Origin of the sequence: Massilia sp. (assembly GCF_031995545.1) — a bacterium.
Lineage (GTDB): Bacteria > Pseudomonadota > Gammaproteobacteria > Burkholderiales > Burkholderiaceae_D > Telluria.
In genome coordinates this window covers 15,904-36,849 of the sequence record NZ_DAMAGA010000018.1, presented here as the reverse complement: position 1 = coordinate 36,849, position 20,946 = coordinate 15,904, and the positions used below count along the sequence as shown (strand labels likewise).

General features: G+C 63.7%; 16 protein-coding genes and 1 tRNA gene. 1 reads left to right on the top strand and 16 read right to left on the bottom strand.

Annotation, left to right across the window (positions count from 1 at the left end; genetic code table 11):
- Window positions 1-16: 16 nt before the first annotated feature.
- The 12 genes from epsI to RTQ83_RS13990 form a co-directional block, all read right to left on the bottom strand.
- Window positions 17-844, bottom strand: coding sequence for an exosortase-associated protein EpsI, B-type (gene epsI, locus RTQ83_RS14045; protein ID WP_312515660.1), 828 nt, complete (start codon window positions 842-844; stop codon window positions 17-19).
- Complete coding sequence (xrtB, locus tag RTQ83_RS14040) at window positions 841-1,863, bottom strand: exosortase B (RefSeq protein ID WP_312515655.1); 1,023 nt, start codon at window positions 1,861-1,863, stop codon at window positions 841-843. Before xrtB ends, epsI begins: the two co-directional genes overlap by 4 nt.
- Before the next feature lie 52 nt (window positions 1,864-1,915).
- Window positions 1,916-2,785: a chain length determinant protein tyrosine kinase EpsG gene (gene epsG, locus RTQ83_RS14035; protein ID WP_312515652.1), complete on the bottom strand. Its 870-nt coding sequence runs from the start codon at window positions 2,783-2,785 to the stop codon at window positions 1,916-1,918.
- Between the two features lie 87 nt (window positions 2,786-2,872).
- Window positions 2,873-4,300 carry a chain length determinant protein EpsF gene (gene epsF, locus RTQ83_RS14030; RefSeq protein WP_312515649.1) on the bottom strand — a complete coding sequence of 476 codons (1,428 nt, stop codon included), beginning with the start codon at window positions 4,298-4,300 and terminating at the stop codon, window positions 2,873-2,875.
- Between the two features lie 103 nt (window positions 4,301-4,403).
- Complete coding sequence (gene epsE / locus RTQ83_RS14025) at window positions 4,404-5,204, bottom strand: polysaccharide export protein EpsE (RefSeq protein WP_312515647.1); 801 nt, start codon at window positions 5,202-5,204, stop codon at window positions 4,404-4,406.
- 30 nt (window positions 5,205-5,234) lie between these two features.
- The gene (locus RTQ83_RS14020) at window positions 5,235-6,488 is read right to left on the bottom strand and encodes an EpsD family peptidyl-prolyl cis-trans isomerase (protein WP_312515644.1); all 1,254 of its coding nucleotides are present in this window, start codon (window positions 6,486-6,488) and stop codon (window positions 5,235-5,237) included.
- Window positions 6,489-6,490: 2 nt separating this feature from the next.
- Window positions 6,491-7,495 carry a GDP-L-fucose synthase gene (locus tag RTQ83_RS14015; protein WP_312515641.1) on the bottom strand — a complete coding sequence of 335 codons (1,005 nt, stop codon included), beginning with the start codon at window positions 7,493-7,495 and terminating at the stop codon, window positions 6,491-6,493.
- Between the two features lie 2 nt (window positions 7,496-7,497).
- A complete protein-coding gene (gene gmd, locus RTQ83_RS14010; protein WP_312515638.1) occupies window positions 7,498-8,613 on the bottom strand; it encodes a GDP-mannose 4,6-dehydratase in 1,116 nt (371 codons plus the stop codon).
- 235 nt (window positions 8,614-8,848) lie between these two features.
- Window positions 8,849-10,231, bottom strand: coding sequence for an undecaprenyl-phosphate glucose phosphotransferase (locus tag RTQ83_RS14005; RefSeq protein ID WP_312515635.1), 1,383 nt, complete (start codon window positions 10,229-10,231; stop codon window positions 8,849-8,851).
- 38 nt (window positions 10,232-10,269) lie between these two features.
- Entirely contained in the window at window positions 10,270-11,517 is a 1,248-nt protein-coding gene (gene epsL / locus RTQ83_RS14000; RefSeq protein ID WP_312515632.1) for an XrtB/PEP-CTERM-associated polysaccharide biosynthesis outer membrane protein EpsL, read from the bottom strand.
- Between the two features lie 32 nt (window positions 11,518-11,549).
- Complete coding sequence (locus RTQ83_RS13995; RefSeq protein WP_312515792.1) at window positions 11,550-12,287, bottom strand: CAAX prenyl protease-related protein; 738 nt, start codon at window positions 12,285-12,287, stop codon at window positions 11,550-11,552.
- Window positions 12,288-12,326: 39 nt separating this feature from the next.
- On the bottom strand, window positions 12,327-14,246 hold the full coding sequence (locus RTQ83_RS13990) for an ATP-binding cassette domain-containing protein (protein WP_312515629.1): 1,920 nt from the start codon (window positions 14,244-14,246) through the stop codon (window positions 12,327-12,329).
- A gap of 229 nt (window positions 14,247-14,475) precedes the next feature.
- Here RTQ83_RS13990 and RTQ83_RS13985 point away from each other — a divergent pair.
- Window positions 14,476-14,550, top strand: a tRNA-Arg gene (locus RTQ83_RS13985).
- A gap of 85 nt (window positions 14,551-14,635) precedes the next feature.
- Here RTQ83_RS13985 and RTQ83_RS13980 read toward each other — a convergent pair.
- Genes RTQ83_RS13980 through RTQ83_RS13965 form a run of 4 tightly spaced genes read right to left on the bottom strand, consistent with a single transcriptional unit; the run spans window position 14,636 to window position 20,925 of the window.
- On the bottom strand, window positions 14,636-14,902 hold the full coding sequence (locus RTQ83_RS13980) for a PAAR domain-containing protein (protein WP_312515626.1): 267 nt from the start codon (window positions 14,900-14,902) through the stop codon (window positions 14,636-14,638).
- A gap of 3 nt (window positions 14,903-14,905) precedes the next feature.
- Window positions 14,906-16,399 (bottom strand): T6SS immunity protein Tli4 family protein, encoded by a 1,494-nt coding sequence (locus tag RTQ83_RS13975; RefSeq protein WP_312515623.1) that lies wholly within the window; start codon window positions 16,397-16,399, stop codon window positions 14,906-14,908.
- A gap of 10 nt (window positions 16,400-16,409) precedes the next feature.
- Entirely contained in the window at window positions 16,410-18,158 is a 1,749-nt protein-coding gene (locus RTQ83_RS13970) for a hypothetical protein (protein WP_312515620.1), read from the bottom strand.
- Between the two features lie 19 nt (window positions 18,159-18,177).
- Entirely contained in the window at window positions 18,178-20,925 is a 2,748-nt protein-coding gene (locus RTQ83_RS13965; protein ID WP_312515617.1) for a type VI secretion system Vgr family protein, read from the bottom strand.
- Window positions 20,926-20,946: the final 21 nt, after the last annotated feature.

The following is a 20,946-nucleotide window of genomic DNA, read 5'->3' as shown; positions in this document are numbered from 1 at the left end:
CGGCACACGTTCCAATTCAGCGGTGGAGGAACGCTGTCGCTACAGATGGCGACGATGAAGCGGCTTGTCGAGCGCTGGTTACAGCCCGTGATGTTTTTGCCTCTTCAGCTTGCGCGGCTTCGGCACTGTGTCCCGCGTTGGTGCCGGCATGATTGTCCGGCTGCGCATCCGCTCCGATCAGACGCGCACGGTCTCGCGGCGGGAGCACGGCGAGCATGTCGGACACGAAGCGGTCCTGCACGCGCCAGCCGGCGCGCGGATCGTTGCCGACAGTGGAAACGCGCACCAGCATCCCATCCGGAACCTCGCCCGACAGGCCGTAGGCGAGGCGGCGCAGCTTTTGTTGGATGCCGGTCCTGGTGGCCTTGTCGCCGATGGTGATCCAGTAGGTGATCGGTTCGTTGCGCTCGTGCAGCCGCGCCACTAGGCGCGTCACCGGTACCGGCGCATAGCGTGTCGGCAAGACGTCGTCGTCTTCCTGCACCATCTGGAAGCCCTGAGCCACGTAGCAGACTTCCGGCAGGTGCAGCTGCAGCGACTTGCTCTGGTCGCCGCCGTAGGCGATCGACAGCATCACCCGCTGACCATGCGCGTCGGCGTAGGTGCGCGACAGGGTCTGGTCATAGATCTTTTCGAGCATGCCCTGCTGTTCAGAATTCGGGGTGAGCGGAACGACGTTCGGATCGATCGTCCATTCACCGAACCGGGCCGGAATCATCTGCTCGAGATTGAAGAGCTCGTGCGGCAGCGGCGCGCGCGGCTGCGGCGTCAGCGCGCCCGTCAGCGCCGATGTGGCTGCCATGGCGACACCGATGACAAGGCTGACCACCAGACTGCGATTCATCGCGCGTCCCTCACCGCTGATGCGCGGTCGGCGGCAGGATCGCCAGCCCGGCCCCCGTCGTCCATATCGTTGATGCCGTTGCTGCGCCTGGCTCCCCCTTCCGCAGTCCGTTGCCTGAGATGCCATTGCAGCGCCGAATCGACGGCCAGGATCATCGCCAGCGCCGTCAGGAACAGCACCATGCCGGCGAAGCCGTGCAGGAAACCCTGGCCGGCGGCGTCGCCGAAATGGTAGGTCACCAGGGTCAGCGTGATCACCCGGACCACGTTGGCGGTGAACGAAATCGGAACGATCAGGATCGCGAGGCCGACGTTGCGAAACGCCGACGGATGGCGCATCAGGTTCAGATAGAACAGGCCAAGCGCTTCCAGCGTCAGCAGCGTCTGCAGGCCGGCGCAGGCGTCGGCCACCAGCAGCTGGTACTGGCCGATCTGCAGCACCACGCCCGAGCGCGAGATCGGATAGCCGGCCGCGAACAGCAGGTGTTCGGTGGCCCAGGATACTGCCATCTTCATCGGCATCGTCACCGCCGCCACCAGCTCGCTCGGCAGCGGCACCATGAACAGCATGAAGAAGAACGGGAACCACAGCACGCGCAGCGCGCACGCGCCGAACTTGAGCAGCACGATGGCGGCGAGCACGGCCAGGATCGAGCCGACTTCGAACATCAAAATCTTCTGCGAACGCCCCAGCAGGTGGATCGCCAGGCCGAAGGCCAGCAGCGGCCAGCCGGTCCAGTGCAGGCGTGGCGGCTCGCTCGCAGCAAGTACCTCGAGCCATTTACGCCAGATCAGCCACAACGCCAGCGCGAAGATGATCGGACCGTGGCCCTGCTCTTCGCCGATCCAGGCGCCGGTGAACAGGCTGTACAAGGTGGGGACGAACATTGCCGCGAGGCCGAGCAGGACCGGCCACCAGTCGGGCAGCGCCTCGCGTAATGTCGACGGCAGTGCCGATGGTATCGTCGATGTCGATACCGATGCCGATGCCGATGCCGATGCAAGCGTCGAATGTGCCATCGCAGGCGCGTTCGCACCGTGAGGATTTGCAGCGTCGATCCGGGCCGCCATGTCAGAACTCCACCACCACCGAGCCGACGATCTCGGCGCCCGCCTCCGCCATCTGCTCGGCCATGCGCTTGACGCCGGCAATGCGGGTGCGGTGCTTGCACGCTACCAGCAGCACGCCGCCGGCACGTCCGGCCACTGCCAGCGCATCGGCCCCGGCGGTGAACGGCGCCAGGTCGTACAGCACCACGTCGTAACGGCTCTCGAGCTGGGCATGCAGGTTGCGGAATCCCTCGCGCGCCAGCAGCTCCTGCGGATTCGGCGGCAGCGTTCCGGCCGGTAGCAGCGACAGGTCGGAAAAGGCCGGGACCGGCTGGATCACGTCGAGGTCGGCGCGCCCGGCCAGCAGGTCGGACAGGCCCTGGCGCGGCTTGAGTGCGAACATCTCATGCTGGCGCGGATTGCGCAGGTTGGCGTCCACCAGCAGGGTCTGCTCCCCGAGTTGCGAAAACACCAGCGCCAGGTTGGCCGTGAACAGGCCGGCCCCATCGTCGGCCTCGGCCCCGGCGATCGCCAGCACGCGCCGGCCACGCGCGAACCAGCGCAGCATCAGCTGGCTGCGGATGGCGCGCAACGCTTCGACCTGCGGCGAAAATGGATCGTAGGCAGCCACCAGACGTGGCGACAGATTGGCTTCGCCGCGCTGCAGATAGGGATAGGCAAACTGGCGCGCCAGTGCTTGCTGGACATCCTCTTCGCTCGCCAGCCCCAGGCGCACGGCGGCCTCGCCGAAGCGGATGCCGAGATCCTTCTGGGTGCGCAGCACTCGCTCGGTATCTTCCGGCGTCAGCTTGCCGGCGTCGAGCAGCAAGCTTCCCATGCTCGCATCGACTCCCTGGTTGAGCGGCAAGGCGGATAGTACGGATGAATTCATGGCGCGGTCCCGGGGTTCTTCCTCATGGTCGTTCTGAGATGCGCCGTCATGCCGGTGCGGGCGCACGTCGTGAAAGTCATCCATGCTTCAGTTAAGCCGCAGCAGGCGTCGCGGCCCCATCAGGCGCGCCATGCTACTGCGCCGCACGCGCGGCGCGCTCCACTCGATGGCGCCCAGCACCGGAATGCCGAGCATGTCGCGCACATCGCTGCTGGAACGCACCGGGCGGTTGAGCAGTTCGAGCATCAACGCCAGTCCGACCCCGAGAATGGTCCCCAGCAGGATCGACACCAGGGTATTGAGCAGCACGCGCGGACCGGACGGTTCGAGCGGCGCCGTGGCCGGATTGAGTACAGAGATGTCGGACTGTTCGGACTGGGCCTCGATGCGGGTCTGCGAGAAGCGTTCGCTGGCCGAGTCGTAGGCGCGCTGGGCACTGTCGAGGTCTTTCAGCATCACGCCCAGCTCGTCACGGGTGCGGTTCAGTTCGAGCACGCGGGTCTTCTGCGCGGCCAGTTCGGTGCGCAGCTCGGCTTCTCGCTGGCGCAGCACATCGGCATTGGCGCCGACGCTGCGCGTCACCGTGCCCACGGCGCTGCCCAGTTCGGAGCGCAGTTTGGCGACTTCGGCGCTGGCGGACTGGTATTGCGGGTGGTTGCGGCCGTAGCGCGAGCCTGCCTCGGCCAGCTTGGCTTCGGCGCTCGCCAGGGTCACGCGCAGGTTCTGGATCAGCGCGTTGTTGGCGACGTCGGGCGAGTTGATGGGCGAGCCCGCTGCACCATTACCGCCGGCGGCCTGCTCGCGCGAGCTCGCTTCCATCGCCGCCGCCTGGGCCACCACCAGCTGGGCCGACAGATCGTTCAGGCGCGATAGTTCGACATCGACCCGGTTGTTGTCGAGGCTGACAATGCCCTTCTCCTGCTGGTATTTGGACAGCCGCGCCTGGGCCGCCTCGACGTTGTCGCGCAGCTGCCGGGTCTGCTCATTGAAATAGGTGGACGCGTTCTTGGCCGGTTCGGTCTTGAGCTGGACCGTCGCCTTCTGGTATTCGCCGGCGAAGGCATTGGCGACAGCGGCGGCAAACGCCGGGTCGGCACCGTCGAAGCTGATCTCGACCACGCTCGATTCGCGCGAGGGCATGATCTGCAGTTTCTTGAGCAGCAGGTCGGCCAGCCAGTCGCGCACCGTGCCCTTGCCTTCGGTCGCTTCCTGGAACTGCCGCACCACGGCGGGACTGGACGCCAGCCGCAGCGAATCGACCACGCGCAGCGCCACGTTCTTGCTGCCGATGATGTCCATCTGGGTCGCCATATAGCCCGGCATCAGCTGACCAGGCATGGTCAGGCCGGTCAGCGGGTCCACGCCCTTGTAGTTGAGCAGTACCGAGGCCGTGGCCGTATAGGTCTTTTGCTGCACCAGGCTCCAGCCGAGCGCCAGCAGCGCCGTCACCAGCAACGTGCTCAGGATGAGGCGCTTGCGCGCGAGAAGGATCAGCAGAAATTGGTGGATGTTCATGAACCTACCTTTGCTTCCTCATGGTTGCCATTTCAGATGCGACGCCAGCTCGCTCACACGTGCGGCACGCAGGCCGGCCCAGCGGCAGACAGGCAGACGCAATTCAAAACCAGCTTTCGCGCACCACGATCACATCGTCGACCTGTACCGGATCGCTGGCCTTGACTTCAATCGTTACCGGATTGCCGCCCGGGTCGCGACGCGTGATGCGCATGCCGTTGTCGCTGCCGCGCGGACTCAGGCCGCCTCCGGCCGAGATCGCCTGCTGGACCGTCATGCCGCGCTCCAGGCGAAAGGCACCGGGGCGCGTCACTTCGCCGGTGACATAGGCGCGCGGTGCGCGCTCGACGTAGATGATGTCGCCGCCCGCCACTTCGACGTCCTTGTCCAGTTCGCCCTTGCGCACCATGTCGACCACGTCGATGGTTTCGCGCGCGGTGGCGCCGTCGCGGGTGCGTACCAGGCTGACCATGTCGCCGCCCTCGCTGTGGATGCCGCCGGCCATCGCCAAGAGGTCGAGCACCTTGCGCCTGCCCTCCACCGGATAGCGGCCCGGACGGTTCACATACCCCAGCACCGAGACCTGCTGGCTGGCCAGGGTGGTCACCAGCATGTTGACCTGCGCTTTCTTGAGGTAGCCGCCCTTCTCGAGCAGGCCGCCGATCCTCTTCTCGGCCGCGGCCACCGACAAGCCGCCGACCTCGACCTGTCCCAGCAGCGGAAAGGTGATGTTGCCGCCCTCGCTGACGCGCGTCTCGAGCGACAGGTCGGGACTGCCATAGACCGACAACTTGACGATGTCGCCCGCGCCCAGCAGCACCTCTGCGGCGCCGGCCGCGCGCATGCCGGTCACGGCGAACAGCATGAACGCGGCGTAGCTCATCCACTTCACGAATCGTTTCATGTTCATCCTCCAGCGTCGGTTGTGTCGCGCTTACCTGAGCCCACCTACTCCGCGTTCCAGCGCCGCCTTGTCGACGGCGCTGTCGGAGCCATTGCTGTTGCCATTTCCGTTACCTGCGCGAGCCCCGGCACCTGCTGCCGCACCCGTCACCTCCGGCGCGGCGCGCGCAACACCGTCGGCCGCTTGCACCGGCGCTGGTCCGGCAGGATTGGCAGGCATGGACGCCTGCGCTCCCTCCGTAGTCGCTGCCGTAGCGCCCGATCCGTCACCCGCAGCGGCATCGGCAGGTAGCGACATGCCGGGCGACGCCGCGGCAGGCAATCCCGGCCCCGCCGTCCGCGCCAGTGCCGCGGCGCCGTCGGTCTTGCCGTCGGGCGCCAGTTCCTTGTTCATGTATTCGATCTTCGCCGCCGCGCGCAGACGGCCGATTTCAGCCTGGGCCAGCTCGCGGTTCTTGCGGTTGGCCAGGAACTGCGCGATCTGCGGCGCGGCGATCGCCAGCGTCACCGGCGCGTCGACCACGTCGGCGACCGAGACCAGCATCGCGCGCCCGCCTTCCCGGGCAAAGAAGATCTGGTCTTTCGGCATCGCGAGCAGCTTGGATGACAGTTGCGGATCCAGGTCGGCGGTACTGCGCGTGACCTGGGCGCGGCCGTAGCCGATCTTTCTGGCGTCGAGCATCACCGCCACTTCTTCCAGCGACTTTGCCTTATCGACGGCGGCGCGCAGCTCCGGCGTTACGGCCGTGGCGGGCATGATCAGCTGGTTCATCGTGAACTGCTTGCGCTCGGTGAAGAATTGCGGGTTCTTGTCGAAATAATCCTGGATCTCGGCGTCGCTCGGGCGCCCGGCGTCACCGACGCGCTTCTGCATATAAGCCTGGGCGATGATCAGCGCGCGGGCACGCTCGATCGCCTGCATCACCTTGGGATCGCGGTCCAGGTTTTCCTTGCCCGCTTCTTCCTGCAATAAGGCGCGGTCGATTAAGGCCTGCAGCAATTGCTTGCTGGCGAGCTGCTGCTGCGCGGCCGGCACGCCGGCGCGCTGGATTTCTTCGTTGAGCTGCAGCACCGTGATCTCTTCGCCGTTGACGCTGGCCAGTGCTTGCCCGGGCTTGGCTTGCGTCGCCTTGTCGTCGCTGCAGCCGGCCAGTGCGGCGCCAGCCACCAGCACGGCGAGGCCTGCCGATATCCCGCGCTGCAATCCAGACCAGCGGACAAGGATGCGGCGCAGAACAGCTCGGATGAATGCCGAAGACGGGATCTTCAAATACAGGATCTTCACGTTCATGTCTCCACGGTGAGCGATGGCCGCGCCGTCGTACGGATACGGTCCGGATCGAGCGTCTCGAGATAGGCCGCGTAGGTTCGGCGCAGGCCCTCGGCCAGCGGCGTGCTGGCGCGCCAGCCGAGCGAGGCCAGCTTCGACACTTCGAGCAGCTTGCGCGGTGTGCCGTCCGGCTTGCTCGCATCGAAGGCGATGCGGCCGGGGTAGCCGACCGTCTCGCCCACCAGCCGCGCCAGCTCGGCGATGGTCACATCCTGGCCGGTGCCGACGTTGATGTGCGAATGCATCGGATCGGTGTTGGCGGCATAGGTTTCGGGCGCCAGGTTCATCACGTGGACGCTGGCCGCGGCCATGTCGTCGACGTACAGGAATTCGCGCATCGGCCTGCCGCTGCCCCAGATCACCACCTCGGGCGCGCCGCTCAGGCGCGCCTCGTGGAAGCGTCGCAGCAACCCCGGGATCACATGGCTGTTCTCTGGGTGGTAATTGTCGCCCGGCCCGTACAGGTTGGTCGGCATGACGCTGCGGTAGTCGGTGCCGTACTGCCGGTTATAGCTTTCGCATAGCTTGATGCCGGCGATCTTGGCCATCGCGTACGGCTCGTTGGTCGGCTCCAGGACGCCGTTCATCAGGTACTCTTCGCGGATGGGCTGGGCTGCCAGGCGCGGATAGATGCAGGACGAGCCGAGGAACAGCAGCTTGCGCACGCCGGCGCGCCATGCTTCATGCACGACATTGGCCTGCACCATCATGTTATCGTAGATGAATTCGGCGGGATAGCTGTTGTTGGCGTGGATGCCGCCGACCCGGGCCGCCGCCAGGTACACCTCGTCGATGCGTTCGCTGCGGAAGAAGTCGCGCACGCTGGCCTGATCGGTCAGTTCCAGTTCGGCATGGGTACGGGTGACGATCTTGGGCGAGCCACCTGCGCGCAGTGCGCGCACGATGGCCGAACCCACCAGGCCACGGTGGCCGGCAACATAGATACGAGGATGATTCGACACGTTTACTCCCGTGAAAGTGCAACGTTGTAGCCATGCGAGCACAGCAGCTTGTGGCGGCGCGCCGACTCCAGGTCGTGCGTCACCATCTCGCGCACCATGGCCTCGAAACCGGTACGTGGCTCCCAGCCGAGGCGCTCGCGCGCACGGGCGGCGTCGCCCAGCAGGGTCTCGACCTCGGTCGGGCGGAAATAATGCGGATCGACCGCCACGATCGGCTGGCCCAGCGCCACTCCGGGCGCGCGCTGGCCTTCGACCCGCGCCACCAGCCCGCGCTCGTCGATGCCCTGCCCCTGCCATGCGATCGTGATGCCGAGCTCGCGCGCGGCGGTCTCGACGAACTCGCGCACCGAATGCTGGCGACCGGTGGCGATCACGAAGTCTTGCGGCTGGTCTTGCTGCAGCATCAGCCACTGCATCTGTACGTAGTCGCGCGCATGGCCCCAGTCGCGCAACGCATCCAGATTGCCAAGATAAAGCTGGGGTTCCAGGCCCTGGGCGATATTGCTCAGGGCGCGCGTGATCTTGCGCGTGACGAAGGTCTCGCCACGGCGCGGCGATTCGTGATTGAACAGGATGCCGTTGCAGGCATACATGCCATACGCTTCGCGGTAATTAACGGTGATCCAGTGCGCGTACAACTTGGCCACCGCGTAAGGACTGCGCGGATAGAACGGCGTGCTTTCGCGCTGCGGCGTCTCTTGCGCCAGGCCGTACAGTTCGGAAGTGGAGGCCTGGTAGAAGCGCGTCTTGTGTTCCAGTCCGAGGAAACGGATCGCTTCCAGCAGGCGCAGCGTACCGAGGGCGTCGACATCGGCCGTGTACTCGGGCGCTTCGAACGACACCGCGACGTGGCTCATGGCGCCCAGGTTGTACACCTCGTCGGGCTCGACCTCGGCCAGGATGCGGGTCAGGTTCGAGGTGTCGGTCAGGTCGCCGTAATGCAGACACAGGCGCGGATCGTCGGCGTGCGGATCCTGGTAGATGTGATCGATGCGCGCGGTGTTGAACAGCGAAGCGCGGCGCTTGATGCCGTGCACCTCGTAGCCCTTCTCGAGCAGCAGTTCGGCCAGGTAGGAACCGTCCTGTCCGGTGACGCCCGTGATCAGTGCCTTTTTCATGTCAGTCGTTTCCTGTTCGGGTGGAACGATGTCCCTGTCCTGCCGCCATCGTTGCTGAAGCCTTCGTTGGCCTGTGCAATTGATTCGCTGCGGAGCCGGCGTAAAGCATGGTCGCGTGCTGTTCGATGCCGCGGCGGCGCGACAGTTCCGTATGTCGTGCAGATGCTTGCGCGGCGCTCAATGCGGCGCTTCAGGCTGGACGCGATGCGGTGTCGGGCCACGCCTCAACCCACGCTCAGTGCGCATTCTCGCGGCTGAACACCACCTTGATCGTCTTGAGCATGATCCATATATCCAGCCACAACGACCAGTTGCGCAAGTAATCCAGGTCATACTGGATGCGCGCTTCCATCCGGTCCAGGGTCGCGGTCTCGCCGCGCAGGCCATTCACCTGGGCCCACCCGGTGATGCCCGGCTTGACCTTGTGGCGCAGCATGTAACCCTTGATCAGCTTGCGGTACTGCTCGTTATGCGCCACCGCGTGCGGGCGCGGGCCGACCACGCTCATGCGGCCCTGCAAGGCATTGATGAACTGCGGCAGCTCGTCGAGCGAGGTGCGGCGCAAAAAAGCGCCGATGCGCGTAATGCGGCCATCGTTCTTACGCGCCTGCACGATGTCGGCGCCATCGTCGAGCACCGTCATCGAGCGGAATTTATAGATGTAGATTTCTTCGCCGTACAGGCCGTAGCGTCGCTGGCGAAAGATCACCGGGCCGGGCGAACTGAGCCGCACCGCGACGGCGATCGCCAGCATCAGCGGCGCCAGCAGCACCAGCGCCACGCACGAGACCACGATGTCGGTCCCGCGCTTGAGCACGCTGTTGAAGCCCATGAACGGGGTTTCGCTGATGGCGATCACGGGCATCCCGCCGACAGTATCGAAGCGCGCCTGCATCAGGTCGAACACGTACACGTCCGGCAGAAAATAGACCGAGGCCGTGGTGTCCTTCAATTCGTCGATCAGCTTGCGGATGCGCGGCTGGGCCGATACCGGCTGGCTGATGAAAACCATTTTGATGTTATGGCGGCGCACGTAGGCGGCGGCCTCGCTCATACGGCCCAGCACCGGATGGGCCAGCAGCGCCGGCCGCCGTTCGCCGTTGCGGTCGTCGAAAAAGCCGAGCACCTGCATGAACAGGTTCGGGTGGCGGCGGCAGACGTCGGCGAACTTGATGCCGGCATCGTTGGCCCCCACCACCAGCACCGAGCGCAGCTCGCGCCCGCCGTCGCTGCTGCCGCCGGCGAAGCGCACCGCCAGGTGGCTGGCCAGGATCGCCAGCGGCGTCGCCACCGCCCAGGCCAGCAGCACGCGCTCGTCGTAGTAATAGCGCATACCGCTGGCCGAACCGAGAAAGTACAGCACGGCGATGGTCACGCACCAGCCGAAGATGGTGTCGCGCGCATATGCCAGCATGCGCCCGCTGCGCCAGGTGCGGTAAGGGTCGATGTGCTGGTAGACGGCGGACGAAATGAAGAAGGCCAGGATCATCAGCACCAGGCAATAGCCCGAGAACGGTTCGTTGAAGGCCACCGTTGCCAGGTACAGGCTTCCCATCACGATCAGCGGATCGAGCACGCGCTGGAAAAAGGAAATGATCGGGATGTCGTTGACCGTCATGAGTGGCTTTATCCACACAATGCCTTGTACAGGCCGCGTCAGAACAGCACATTGGCGCTCACCTGCACCGAGTTGGCGTCGAAGCGGCCGGTTCCCAGCACCGGCGAGCCGCTGCGCGCCTGGTACGCATAGCCGGCCACCACCTTGATCTTCGGCCGCGCCTGCCAGGTGGCGTTCAGCCTGGCGCTGCGGATCGCGTCGTCCAGGTCGTCCGAGCCCGGGAACACGAAGCGCGCGCTGTAGGCGCGCCGCTCGTAGACGGCGCTGGCCTCGAGCTTGACCTTGGCGCTCGCGTCCCAGGTGGCGCCGATGCTCGCGCCCTTGTTCAGCGTGGTGCTGACGCTCGGGCTTTCGATCGGCGCGAACTCGCGCCACACGGCGGCGGTGTAGCCGAGCTTGCCGACCGGGGCGTAGCTGGCGTTCAGGCGGCCGTTGAAGCCGCTGGTGCTGCCTTCGCCGTAGGAAGGCTGGCGCCGCCGCACGTAGCCGGCCAGCGCCTGCAGCGTGGTGGCGCCGCCCGCCAGCCAGTGCACGCGCGCCTTGAGTTCGTCCTGGGTGAAGTCGTCGCTGGCGACCAGTGGATTGAACGGGCGCCGGTATGGGTACTCGCCCTTCACGCGGCGCGCCACCAGGCCGACCGAGCTGCCGCTTTTCGGCTGGTACAGCAGTTCGGCCTCGAACGCCTTTTCGGTGCGGTCGTTGTAGCGCTGCACCTGCAGTTCATAGGTGTACTTGTCGCGCGCGGCGCCGGCGCGCAGCTTCCAGCTCGGATGCAGCCGGTAGCCGGCATCGAACAGCTGGCGCCGCTGGCGGCGCAGGTTGCGCTGGTCGCTGCGAAAGTCGGTGTACGGCGCCAGTGTCTGCACGTACAGCGCTTCGGCGCGTCCTTCCAGCTTGTTGCCGACGGCCCAGTTCCAGGTGGCCTGCACGTCGCGGCCTTCGTAGTCGAGCTGATCGAAGTGGTCGAACCTGACCTTCGACACCTTGGCGGTGGCGGCCAAGCGCTGGCGGCTGATGCGCTTGTTGACCACCACGCCCGCTTCGCCGGTGCGGTAGCTGTCGCTGCGCCGGCCCGCGAACGGCTGCTCGCCGTCGGCGATGCGCAGCAGGTTGTCGTCATGGGCCCAGCCGATGCCGCCATACAGATGCACGCCTTCCTCGGGCTCGGCGGCCGGCGCCGACGCGGTCAACAGGATGCCGCCGAGCGCGGCCAGCAGCCGGAAGCGGCGCGCCGGTGCGAATGCAACCACAAACGAAGGCACGAACGAAGGTACGGATCTAGGCATGGCACCGGTCTCTCTTTAGTGTTCGCCATGGATCACCAGAATGCCCAATCGCCAGTCGCGAGCACCCAGATCCCCAGCAGGCCATTGGTGACAGCGTGACCCAGCACGGGAGACCACAAGTTGCGGTGCCGCAGGTAGAGCAGCCCATAAGCGCTGCCAGCCAACACGCCGGCCAGCCACAGATGGTGTTCCACACCAAAGAGCAATGTCGGCAGCACAAAGGCTTTGAAGCCAATGCGCGCCGGATCGACCAGCCGAAAGTCGGCACGCGCGATCCACCGCATCAGAAAAGAGCGCCAGAACAATTCTTCCATGACGGGCACGACCAGCGTGGCACCAAGCAGGCGGATCGCCGCCAGCAGCGGGTCGATGCGGCCATCAACGCGCGGATCGTAGCCGGGGCCGCTGCCGGCGATCATCCAGGAGTCGTCGAGCAGTACCCACAGCACGGTGACGATGGCGCCCACGCCGGCGGCGGCCAGCATGTGCGGGATCGGGAGCGTGAACCGGTGCAGCTCGTCGTACTCGCGCCACAGCACAATCAGCAGCGCCAGCACGGCGCCGCTCTGCAGCGGATACAGCCAGAGCAAGGTGGCGCGCGCGGCGCCGAGCCAGGCCAGCAGGTCGCCCAGGACCAGGAAGAATATGAAGACGCCGAACGGCAGGATGCGCACCCAGGCAGCGCGCTCGAGGATGGCCCGGCCAAGCGGACGGGCCGTGGGAGAGATGCCGGCGGCAGGAGCACTACGTTTGTCGTGCCGCTCGGTCATCCAGATCACAGGCGCCTGGCCTGCCTCCTCTTGATCGGTTTACTCGCCGCGTGCGCGCGCTTCGATGCGCTCCCAGCGTTCGAGGGCGTCGAGCAGCAGCTCTTCGATCTCGGCGAAGCGCGCATTGATGCGGCGTGCATCGGCCGGGTTCTGCTTGTAGAAGTCCGGCGCGTTGAGCTGGGCCGTGATGGCCGACTGCTCATCTTCAAGACTGGCGATCAAGGCTGGAAGTTCCTCCAGCTCGCGCTGTTCCTTGTAGCTCAGCTTGACCTTTTTCGCCTGCGCCGCTGGTGCGGCGGCCGGCGCGCTGTCGGCCTTGGCCGCGGCCGGTTTGGCTGCGGCCGGCTGGCTGGCGGCCGGCGCCGTGGCGCGCACCCGCTCCCAGTCGCTGTAGCCGCCCACGTATTCGCGCCAGCGTCCAGCGCCTTCAGCGACGATCACTTGCGTGACCACATTGTCCAGGAAGGTACGGTCGTGGCTGACCAGGAACACGGTGCCGGTATATTCCTCCAGCAGTTCTTCCAGCAGTTCCAGCGTGTCGATGTCGAGGTCGTTGGTCGGTTCGTCCAGCACCAGGCAGTTGGCCGGCTTGGCGAACAGGCGCGCCAGCAGCAGGCGGTTGCGTTCGCCACCCGAGAGCGACTTGACCGGCGAACGCGCCCGTTCCGGCGAGAACAGGAAGTCGTTCAGGTAGGTCATCACGTGCTTGCGCTGGCCATTGATCTCGACCCAGTCGCTGCCCGGCGCGATGGTGTCGGCCAGGCTCGCGTCTTCGTTGAGCTGGGTGCGCATCTGGTCGAAGTAGGCCACGTTCAGCTTGGTGCCGAGCTTCACGGAGCCGCTGTCGGCGGCTTCCTCGCCCAGGATGATCTTCAGCAGCGTGGTCTTGCCGGCGCCGTTCGGACCGATCAGGCCGACCTTATCGCCGCGCAGGATGGTGCCGCTGAAGCCGTCGACGATGACCTTCTCGCCGTAGCGCTTGCCGATGTTCTCGAGGTCGGCGACGATCTTGCCCGAGCGCTCGCCGGTGGCGACGTCGAGCTTGATCTGGCCCTGTGTGTCACGGCGTGCGGCGCGCGTCAGGCGCAGCGCTTCCAGGCGCCGTACACGGCCTTCGTCGCGGGTGCGGCGTGCCTGCACGCCCTTGCGGATCCAGACTTCTTCCTGCGCCAGGAACTTGTCGAACTTGGCGTTCTCGACTTCCTCGTTGGCCAGCAGCTCGCGCTTGCGTTCCTGGTAGGTGGTGAAATTGCCCGGGAACGAGAGCAGGCGGCCGCGGTCGAGCTCGATGATGCGGGTGGCGACGTTGTCCAGGAAGCTGCGGTCGTGGGTGATGAACAGGATCGAGCCGCGGTACTCGCGCAGCAAGCCTTCCAGCCACTTGATCGACGTGAAGTCGAGGTGGTTGGTCGGCTCGTCCAGCAGCAGCACGTCGGGGCTTGATACCAGCGCCACCGCCAGCGCCACGCGCTTCTGCATACCGCCCGAGAGCTTGCCCATGATGGCGTCGCGCGCCAGGCCCAGGCGGTCGAGCGTGGTATCGACCTTGTGCGCCAGGTTCCAGCCGTCGATCGCGTCGAGCTTGGTTTGCAGTACGTGCATGCGCTCCATCAGCGCATCGTCGTCGCCCTGGCCGAACTTGCCGGTCAGTTCTTCGTATTCGGTCAGCATCGCCTGCTGCTCGCCCATGCCGGCCGCCACGGCGTCGAACACGGTCATGGCCGGGTCGAACACCGGTTCCTGTTCGACGTAAGCGATCTTGATGCCCTGCTGCATGACCAGCAAGCCGTCGTCGAGTTTGGAGCGGCCCGAGATCACCTTCAGCAGCGACGATTTGCCGGTGCCGTTGCGGCCGATGAGGCCGACGCGCTCGCCGGTTTCGAAGGAAAAATCAGCGTGGTCGAGCAGCGGCACGTGGCCGAAGGCCAATTGGGCGGAAGAGAGGGAAATGACAGCCATGATCGATGTGCGTTTCGGCGCCTGTTCGCACGTGCGCACGACGCCGGAATGGGATGCGTTGATTGAGTAAGGCGCACATTGTACCGACTGGCAGACCGGAACCTACAATTCTCTTGCTATCCTCGGCTATAATTGCATCCGTTCTAGGGTACCGGCCTGCTTTGCAAGGGCCGCCTGCCGAACTGCAGGTCCGCCCTGCTTTGCCCCGCCGCTTGGCGGAGCGCGCGTCCTCCCCGTAGCACAATGGATAGTGCACATGCCTCCTAAGCGTGGGATACTGGTTCGATTCCAGTCGGGGGGACCACTGCTTTATATCAAGATGCTTCACGACATTTGCGATTCTGCGAAACCAGGATGTTTCGCCTGTGCCTGAACGTTCAGGTGGCTGATTATGATCCGCTGAAGTTGTTTATCGACGCAGTCAATGTGGCGCCACAAGTGGTCTTGTGCCCGTCATAGGCCACGGCGATCCCGTCGATAAGGTGGGCTGGATCGCCTTCGGCAATCATACAAATGTCATGCCCCTTGATCGGGCAACTGCATTTATCGCCAACGCAGGCGACAGGGATGCCGTCAACCGTGAAATGCGTGGCGCTCACGCTCTCGACCTTGCCCCCATGTGACGTGGTGTCACCTAGACGAATAACGTTGCACATTGCTCAGCCTTTCTTCTGAGACGAAGTTCCTTCGCTTGTTCCGGTTTCGGGAGTGCCGGCACTGGCGTCTTTTGATGAAACATCATCGAGAGAAACCTGGGCGATTGACGCCGTCTGCGCTGCCACCCCGGCGCCGGCAGTCGCCTCTTCGTAACTGACCAATTTCCACATAGCCGCCTTACGATACGATGGCCGTTCTCCCTTGAACTTTTGCCATAGCGATAATTCTTCCAGTGAGACCACGTACGGCATTCGTTCGCCGGCCTGGATGTGCCGCCGGCGGTTGTCCTGTCTTTCTCCCGGTTGATCGGACTCCCACCAGCCGGTCTGCGGGCAGGTGCGGCCAGTGGCGGCAAGTTCGCCGAGTGGAACATGCGGCTGCGGATTGCCCCCTGCGGCAGTGACCGCTGCGGCGCTCGTCGGGCGCACGCGGACGGTGCTGGTCAATTTGTCCCAAAGCGCAATGGTTTCCTCGTCGGTCAGGCTGGCCTTGATGGCGCCGGCCGCGTTGTTGCCGACGCCAGTCTGGAGCTGGATACTCGCATAGGGCTTGAGGGCATCGCCGGCCACGCCAGTGAACCTGAGCTCGAAATCATGATAGGCGTGCACGCGACCCTCGTCGGGTGCCCAGGTCAGCACCTCGTAGCCGGTTATCCATCCGTGGAGCTGACGTGGGCTTTCGCGGAAGTATTTGACTTTAGCGAATGCTTCATCCTCTTCGGGTGTGCCCTTGTCGTCCTTCATGCGTTGCCACTGTGCCTTGAGCGATTCGCGTTCCGGATCGTGGGGATTGGTGGGACGGACCTGGATCGAGAAATGTACGTCCGGAAATTCCATTAGGCGGAAACCGATGTTGACGAACTCGCCTGGATGGCCCTCTTCATCATCCGGCGAGTCCGGCAGGAAGGCCCGTTTGAGGCAATTACCGGGTTCGGCCGGGGCTTCATCATTAGCACGTTGGCGTAGGCGTCGGGCAATGCTCTTGATGTCTGCGATAGTTTCGTCTTTCAGTCTTTTCAAAGGACGTGCGTCAATAATGACGCCGTCGTCATTCATCTTGAAGTAGCCACTGATTTTTAACTCAGCCATGGCTTCAAAACCCTCGTATCCAGTCACAATTTTCCCTTCAGGCCGACTCATGTCGTCCACCGAAATCAGCAAGGGGATATTGTTGAGGTAAATGGCCTTTTCGTTTTTTAGCTCGTCGATGAACTGCTGCGCTAATCCTTTAACTTTGTCCACGCCGTCAGGATAAATGGTGACGTCTAACGGCAAAATCGTCCTACCCCAAACGACGGTAGCCGATGCCGGTACATCGACCATGAACCTACCGAAGCAGACGGTCTTGGTTTTCTTGAACAAGGGCTGCAGGCGGGGAGTGAGTGTGGTCATGTTCGGCGTCTTCCATTCTTTCGGTTGGTGGTCGCAGGCTGCGAGCAGGAAGGCCGCGGCAGCAATCGGCACAAGGGGCACACGTTTGATGGCAGTCGGGTACACGGTTTTCCTTTCAACATGTCCAGCTTGCGTTCTGGGCGATGCGCACGATGCTGTACAAGGTCGAGGCGATGGCTCGCGGGTCTTTGTAACTGGACTGGTGCTCATAACCGGCTTGGCGGAACACGCCCTTGAACGTGCCGCTGTGCAATTGATGATCGGCAGACCTGACAGGGACGGTCTGGTCACCCGGCGCCGAAGGCGGGAGGATCGTTGCATGCATTGGCTCCGGCGCACTGTCGTTGTAGGGCAGCGATCCAATGTTGTTCACCCCGTTCGCATCCCGGGCAGCAAATTCCAGCTTGCCCTGCCTGCTGTCGCGGACGACAGGCCAGTTCTGCCACCCGCCCGGGTCGGTACAATTCCTGATGTCCCACACCACTTCGCCGAAGCTATGACGCGCGCGGTCGGCGCCATAATGCGCGTAACTGCTGTGGTGATACGTGCTCGCGATGGTTCTATGAAATTGCTGCACCTTGTCCAGATACCCGCACGTTCGTTCAAACGTTCCGCCTCCTTGCTTTGGGGTATAACCGGATGGATTGATCCAGTCTTCCCGGAACAACGAATACCATTTGCCACGCAGCTTGTAGATCTCACGGTAGGGGTCGCCCTGCTTCGGCCAGGTTTCCAGGTCACGCCCTTTGTGCCGCACCCGCAACCAGCCGTTGCCATATGACTCGGTAGGCAGCAGCTGTAATGCACCTGGAGCGTTCGCCAGTACCGCCGTGACTTCATCCCCGTAGTTGCCTGCCACCTTGGCGGCAAGGCTTTCCTGTGGCCCACTCAACATGCCCGGATCCTCGAATCCCGCCCGCATGCGCTTATAGGCTGCAGGCGCGCCGATCGCCGGCATGACACCATGCACGATGCCCAGCACCTTGTCCTGCAGATTGCCATAGGCCGGATGTACCAGCGCGCGCCCCACCAGCCCGCCCATCGAGTGCGTGACGACAATCACCTGTTTGCACTGGTATCCGGAGCCATTCAGGTCGTCGATCACCTTGTTGATGCGCTGCGCGATGATTTTCGCGCTATCGCCATTCGATTGCAGCCAGTTGTAGCCAAACGCATACACGGCAAACCAGCAGCCGGTAGCCACCTTCTTGAGCTCGTCCTCAGTCAAGACCTGCTGAGGCAACTTGGGATCGGGGTTCCATGCCCGTGGATCGACGCCGACGACGTCGCGCCACTCCTGCCGGACTTTCCCCTCGGAGAACGTATTGTTCAGGCGTGACTCAAGATGCTGCAGCAGCTCGCCATAGCTTTTGAAGAAGACCTCGCCCCAGCCCCGCTCGCGCGCTTTCTGGACCGCAGTACGCCGGTTCTTGGCCGTGGGTGGATCGTCCATCAGCAATGGCGAGTTGAAACTATCATCGAGTTCGACGTTCTCATGCCGCTCGTCGCCGCTAACATCCGGGGCGCCGGCAGGATCGTAGATGTCGACCGTGGTCTGCAGAGGGTCCAATCGCAGCTGGCGTTCACCCGGCGAAAGCTGAGAGTGTTTTCTGATGTTTCTAGTACCCAGGATGTCGGGCCGCCATGCGATATTGTCCTTCAAGCGCAGTTCTTCCTGCCGCTGCGCGCTCATGCGTAGGTTGGAGCCCATGATCCCAGGGAGGAAAATAATCGGCAAAACACGTTTGGGCAGGATTCTGGCGCACTGCGGACGCGTGTCCTGCTTCGGTGTCGCAAAGCCTTCAGCCTTGCCTGCGCCCCTTGGATTCTGCCGTGCAGGCAAGGGATGTTCTGCGGTAGCCATCGGTTTCGGTCTCCTGTGATCAGTCGTCTAACGCTTCGATGCTGTAGCGCCCGAAAGGAATGGTGCTGGCAACTCGTTCGGACAAGCCGGCGGCATCGGTCCGTCCCTCGAAGGTACGGCCGTCTTCCGTAGTGATGCGATAACGCTGGTCGGTCATTGGCTCGTCGGTACCAATCCAGCGCAGGACGACTTGCAGATCGTGCGCTGACTCGCTCTTGGGCAGCGTCATGGCAGCCAAACTGCCGCCACCTGGCTTGACGTGGGCGAACTTCGACGATTTGATGGTGTGCTCGCCGCTACTCTGCTGGGTAATAGCGCCGCCGCCGATGTCTACCTGCGCGCCTTGGGCCACAAGGCGCAGCTTGGGTGCCTGCAGCACGATTTCGTCTGCGGCAGTCAGGACGATGCGCTTGGCGGACGTGAGCTCGATGTCGTCGCCATGCGCCTGTAGTTCCAGCTTGCCGCTGGCGGCGATGAGCTTCATGCCGGAACGGTGGGCGAACAGGCTGATACTTTCCGACACGCGCGCCAGCAGCTTCCTTCCGACCGATAGCTGGGTGTTGCCGATGCTGACCACATCGACATGCGTCTGCGCGCCGATCGCGATGTTGTCTAGGCTGGTCACGGCAACGCCGGCCGGGGCGGACAGCGCCACCACCGGCTGGCCGCCCCCGTCGGCCCCATCCTTTTCGGTATTGCTGCCGGCCTCCCAATCCCTCAAATAGGTGATCAGCTGCGCAAGCTGCTGGTCATCGGAAGCTTGGGCATGATGGGTCGTCGACAGTTTCGACAACTCCTGCTGCACGCCCTGCAGCGCTTCGGTCAAACCGACCAGCTCGTCGCGATCCAGCTGCTTGCCGCCAGCATTCCGGCGTCCAGTAGCACTCACGAGTACTCCTTGCCCACCCCGGATGGCAACGGCATGGTCACTGCGCAGCTCCGCACCTTCGCCACGCGCTTCGCCTTTGCCGTCGTTGCGCGGATGGGTGAGCCAGCCCAGGTTCAGTTCGCTATGGCCATGCTGCGAAGACAACTGGGCATTGATCTGGCCCGGCGTGTCGTCCAGCCGCAGCTGGTTGTAGCGGCCGCCTTGAACTTCCTTGCTCTTAATACCGGCCAGGTATTTGTTTCCGGGCAGCGTGCCAGTATGGCTGAAGGAAGGCGGCAAGGCTGCGCCCCCATGGACCCGTGCCACGATGACAGGCTTGTCAGGGTCGCCCCCTAAAAAGTCAATGACGACTTCCTCACCTACGCGGGGCAGCGTCAGCGCTCCCCATTGGCTGCCAGCCCAGGTGCTGGCGACACGGATCCACGCGGAGTCGCGATCGCTATCGCTGGCCCCTGTGCCCTGCGCGTGCTCGTGGTCTTCGGCCCTGGTGCCGAGGAAGCGCACTTTGACTCGGCCATATTGATCGCAATGTATTTCTTCGCGAGCGGGACCAACCACTATTGCACTCTGCAATTGCGGACGCGGCAAGTCGGTTCGGGGATCGAAAGCGGGCACGATCGGAATGCCGCGACGCACACACGAAAAACGGTTGGTGTAACGCATGCTGCGTTCTTTGCTGGCTTGCTGTAGAAGATTGCTGAGGGGCCGCTCATCCCAACGGCTGAGCGCAAACAGACGTTCTATTCGATCGTCGAGCGACTTCGGCAGGTTGTTTTCTGCATCAATTTCCAAGCGAGTGATGACGAATTCGCGCTCGTCCTGTGGATGGCTGTCGATGTCAGGGTGGCCGGTCAGGGTAATCCACTGTCCGACACACATTGATCGCACACTGCCTTCGCCGTAAAAGCACTTGGCCTCATACTCATGGCGCTTCATGCGCAAGTCGCCGAGTTTTCGATAGTCGGCGTCGTCATCACCGGCATGGGGCACGTCGATCAAATAGTCGTCGAGACTGGCTGCAAACCGGTTCCCCGTTGTTCCCTGGTCAGTGCAGGACGGCGCAGTTGCGGTCATCGGACGCCCGCGCATGTAATCCCAGCTTTGGCGGGTCAGATTGCCTGGCTTGATTTTGCGGACAGCACTCCACATCGTGATGGTGTCGCTTTGCTCGGTGCCGTCGTCGCGATGATAGCGGACCGTTCCGGCGACATTTTGTGGCAACGTCGATGCGTCATCGAACAACACAAGGGTGTGGGTTGGCGTGTCCTGATGCTGTGACGCGGCAGGCCCGGGCTGCATTCCCCAGGCGATGCCACGCCGCTTCCACAACCGGCGCAGGAAGTCGGCGTCGGACTCGTTCTGCTGCATCGTCAATTCCCGCGGAGGATATGTGCCGGTTATATGCGACCAATCCAGACTGAAGATCCTGGCGAGAACTGGATTATTCCGGCGCCATTCATCCACGACGATCTGAGTAATGTCCAGTTCGTTCAGATTGCGGAACACACGGGTATTGATTCGGTACTCCATCAATGCCAGAACATCCCGAAGCACCAGTTCGTATGTCGCCAGGCCACCATCGCTCTGCCCGGAAGCAGCTTGTGCCACAATGCCGCATACGACATGCATGGCGCCACAATCCGTGACAAACTGCAGCTCAACGGGTAAGGCAATGAACTCCTTCAAAGGAAGATCTGCGCGCGTCGATACGCACAGAATCCTGTACTCCAACCCACCGCAAAGTGTTTCGCTGCCAGTGACACGCTTGACCAGGAGGACGTCGTCGAGCACCCGCTCCTCCTGGAATAGCCGTACCCGGATGGGGCGATGTGACTCGGTCAGATCAGATGCCGCGTGAATCAGATCCTTGAGGTTCATGAGAACTTCCTGAGCAGAGCA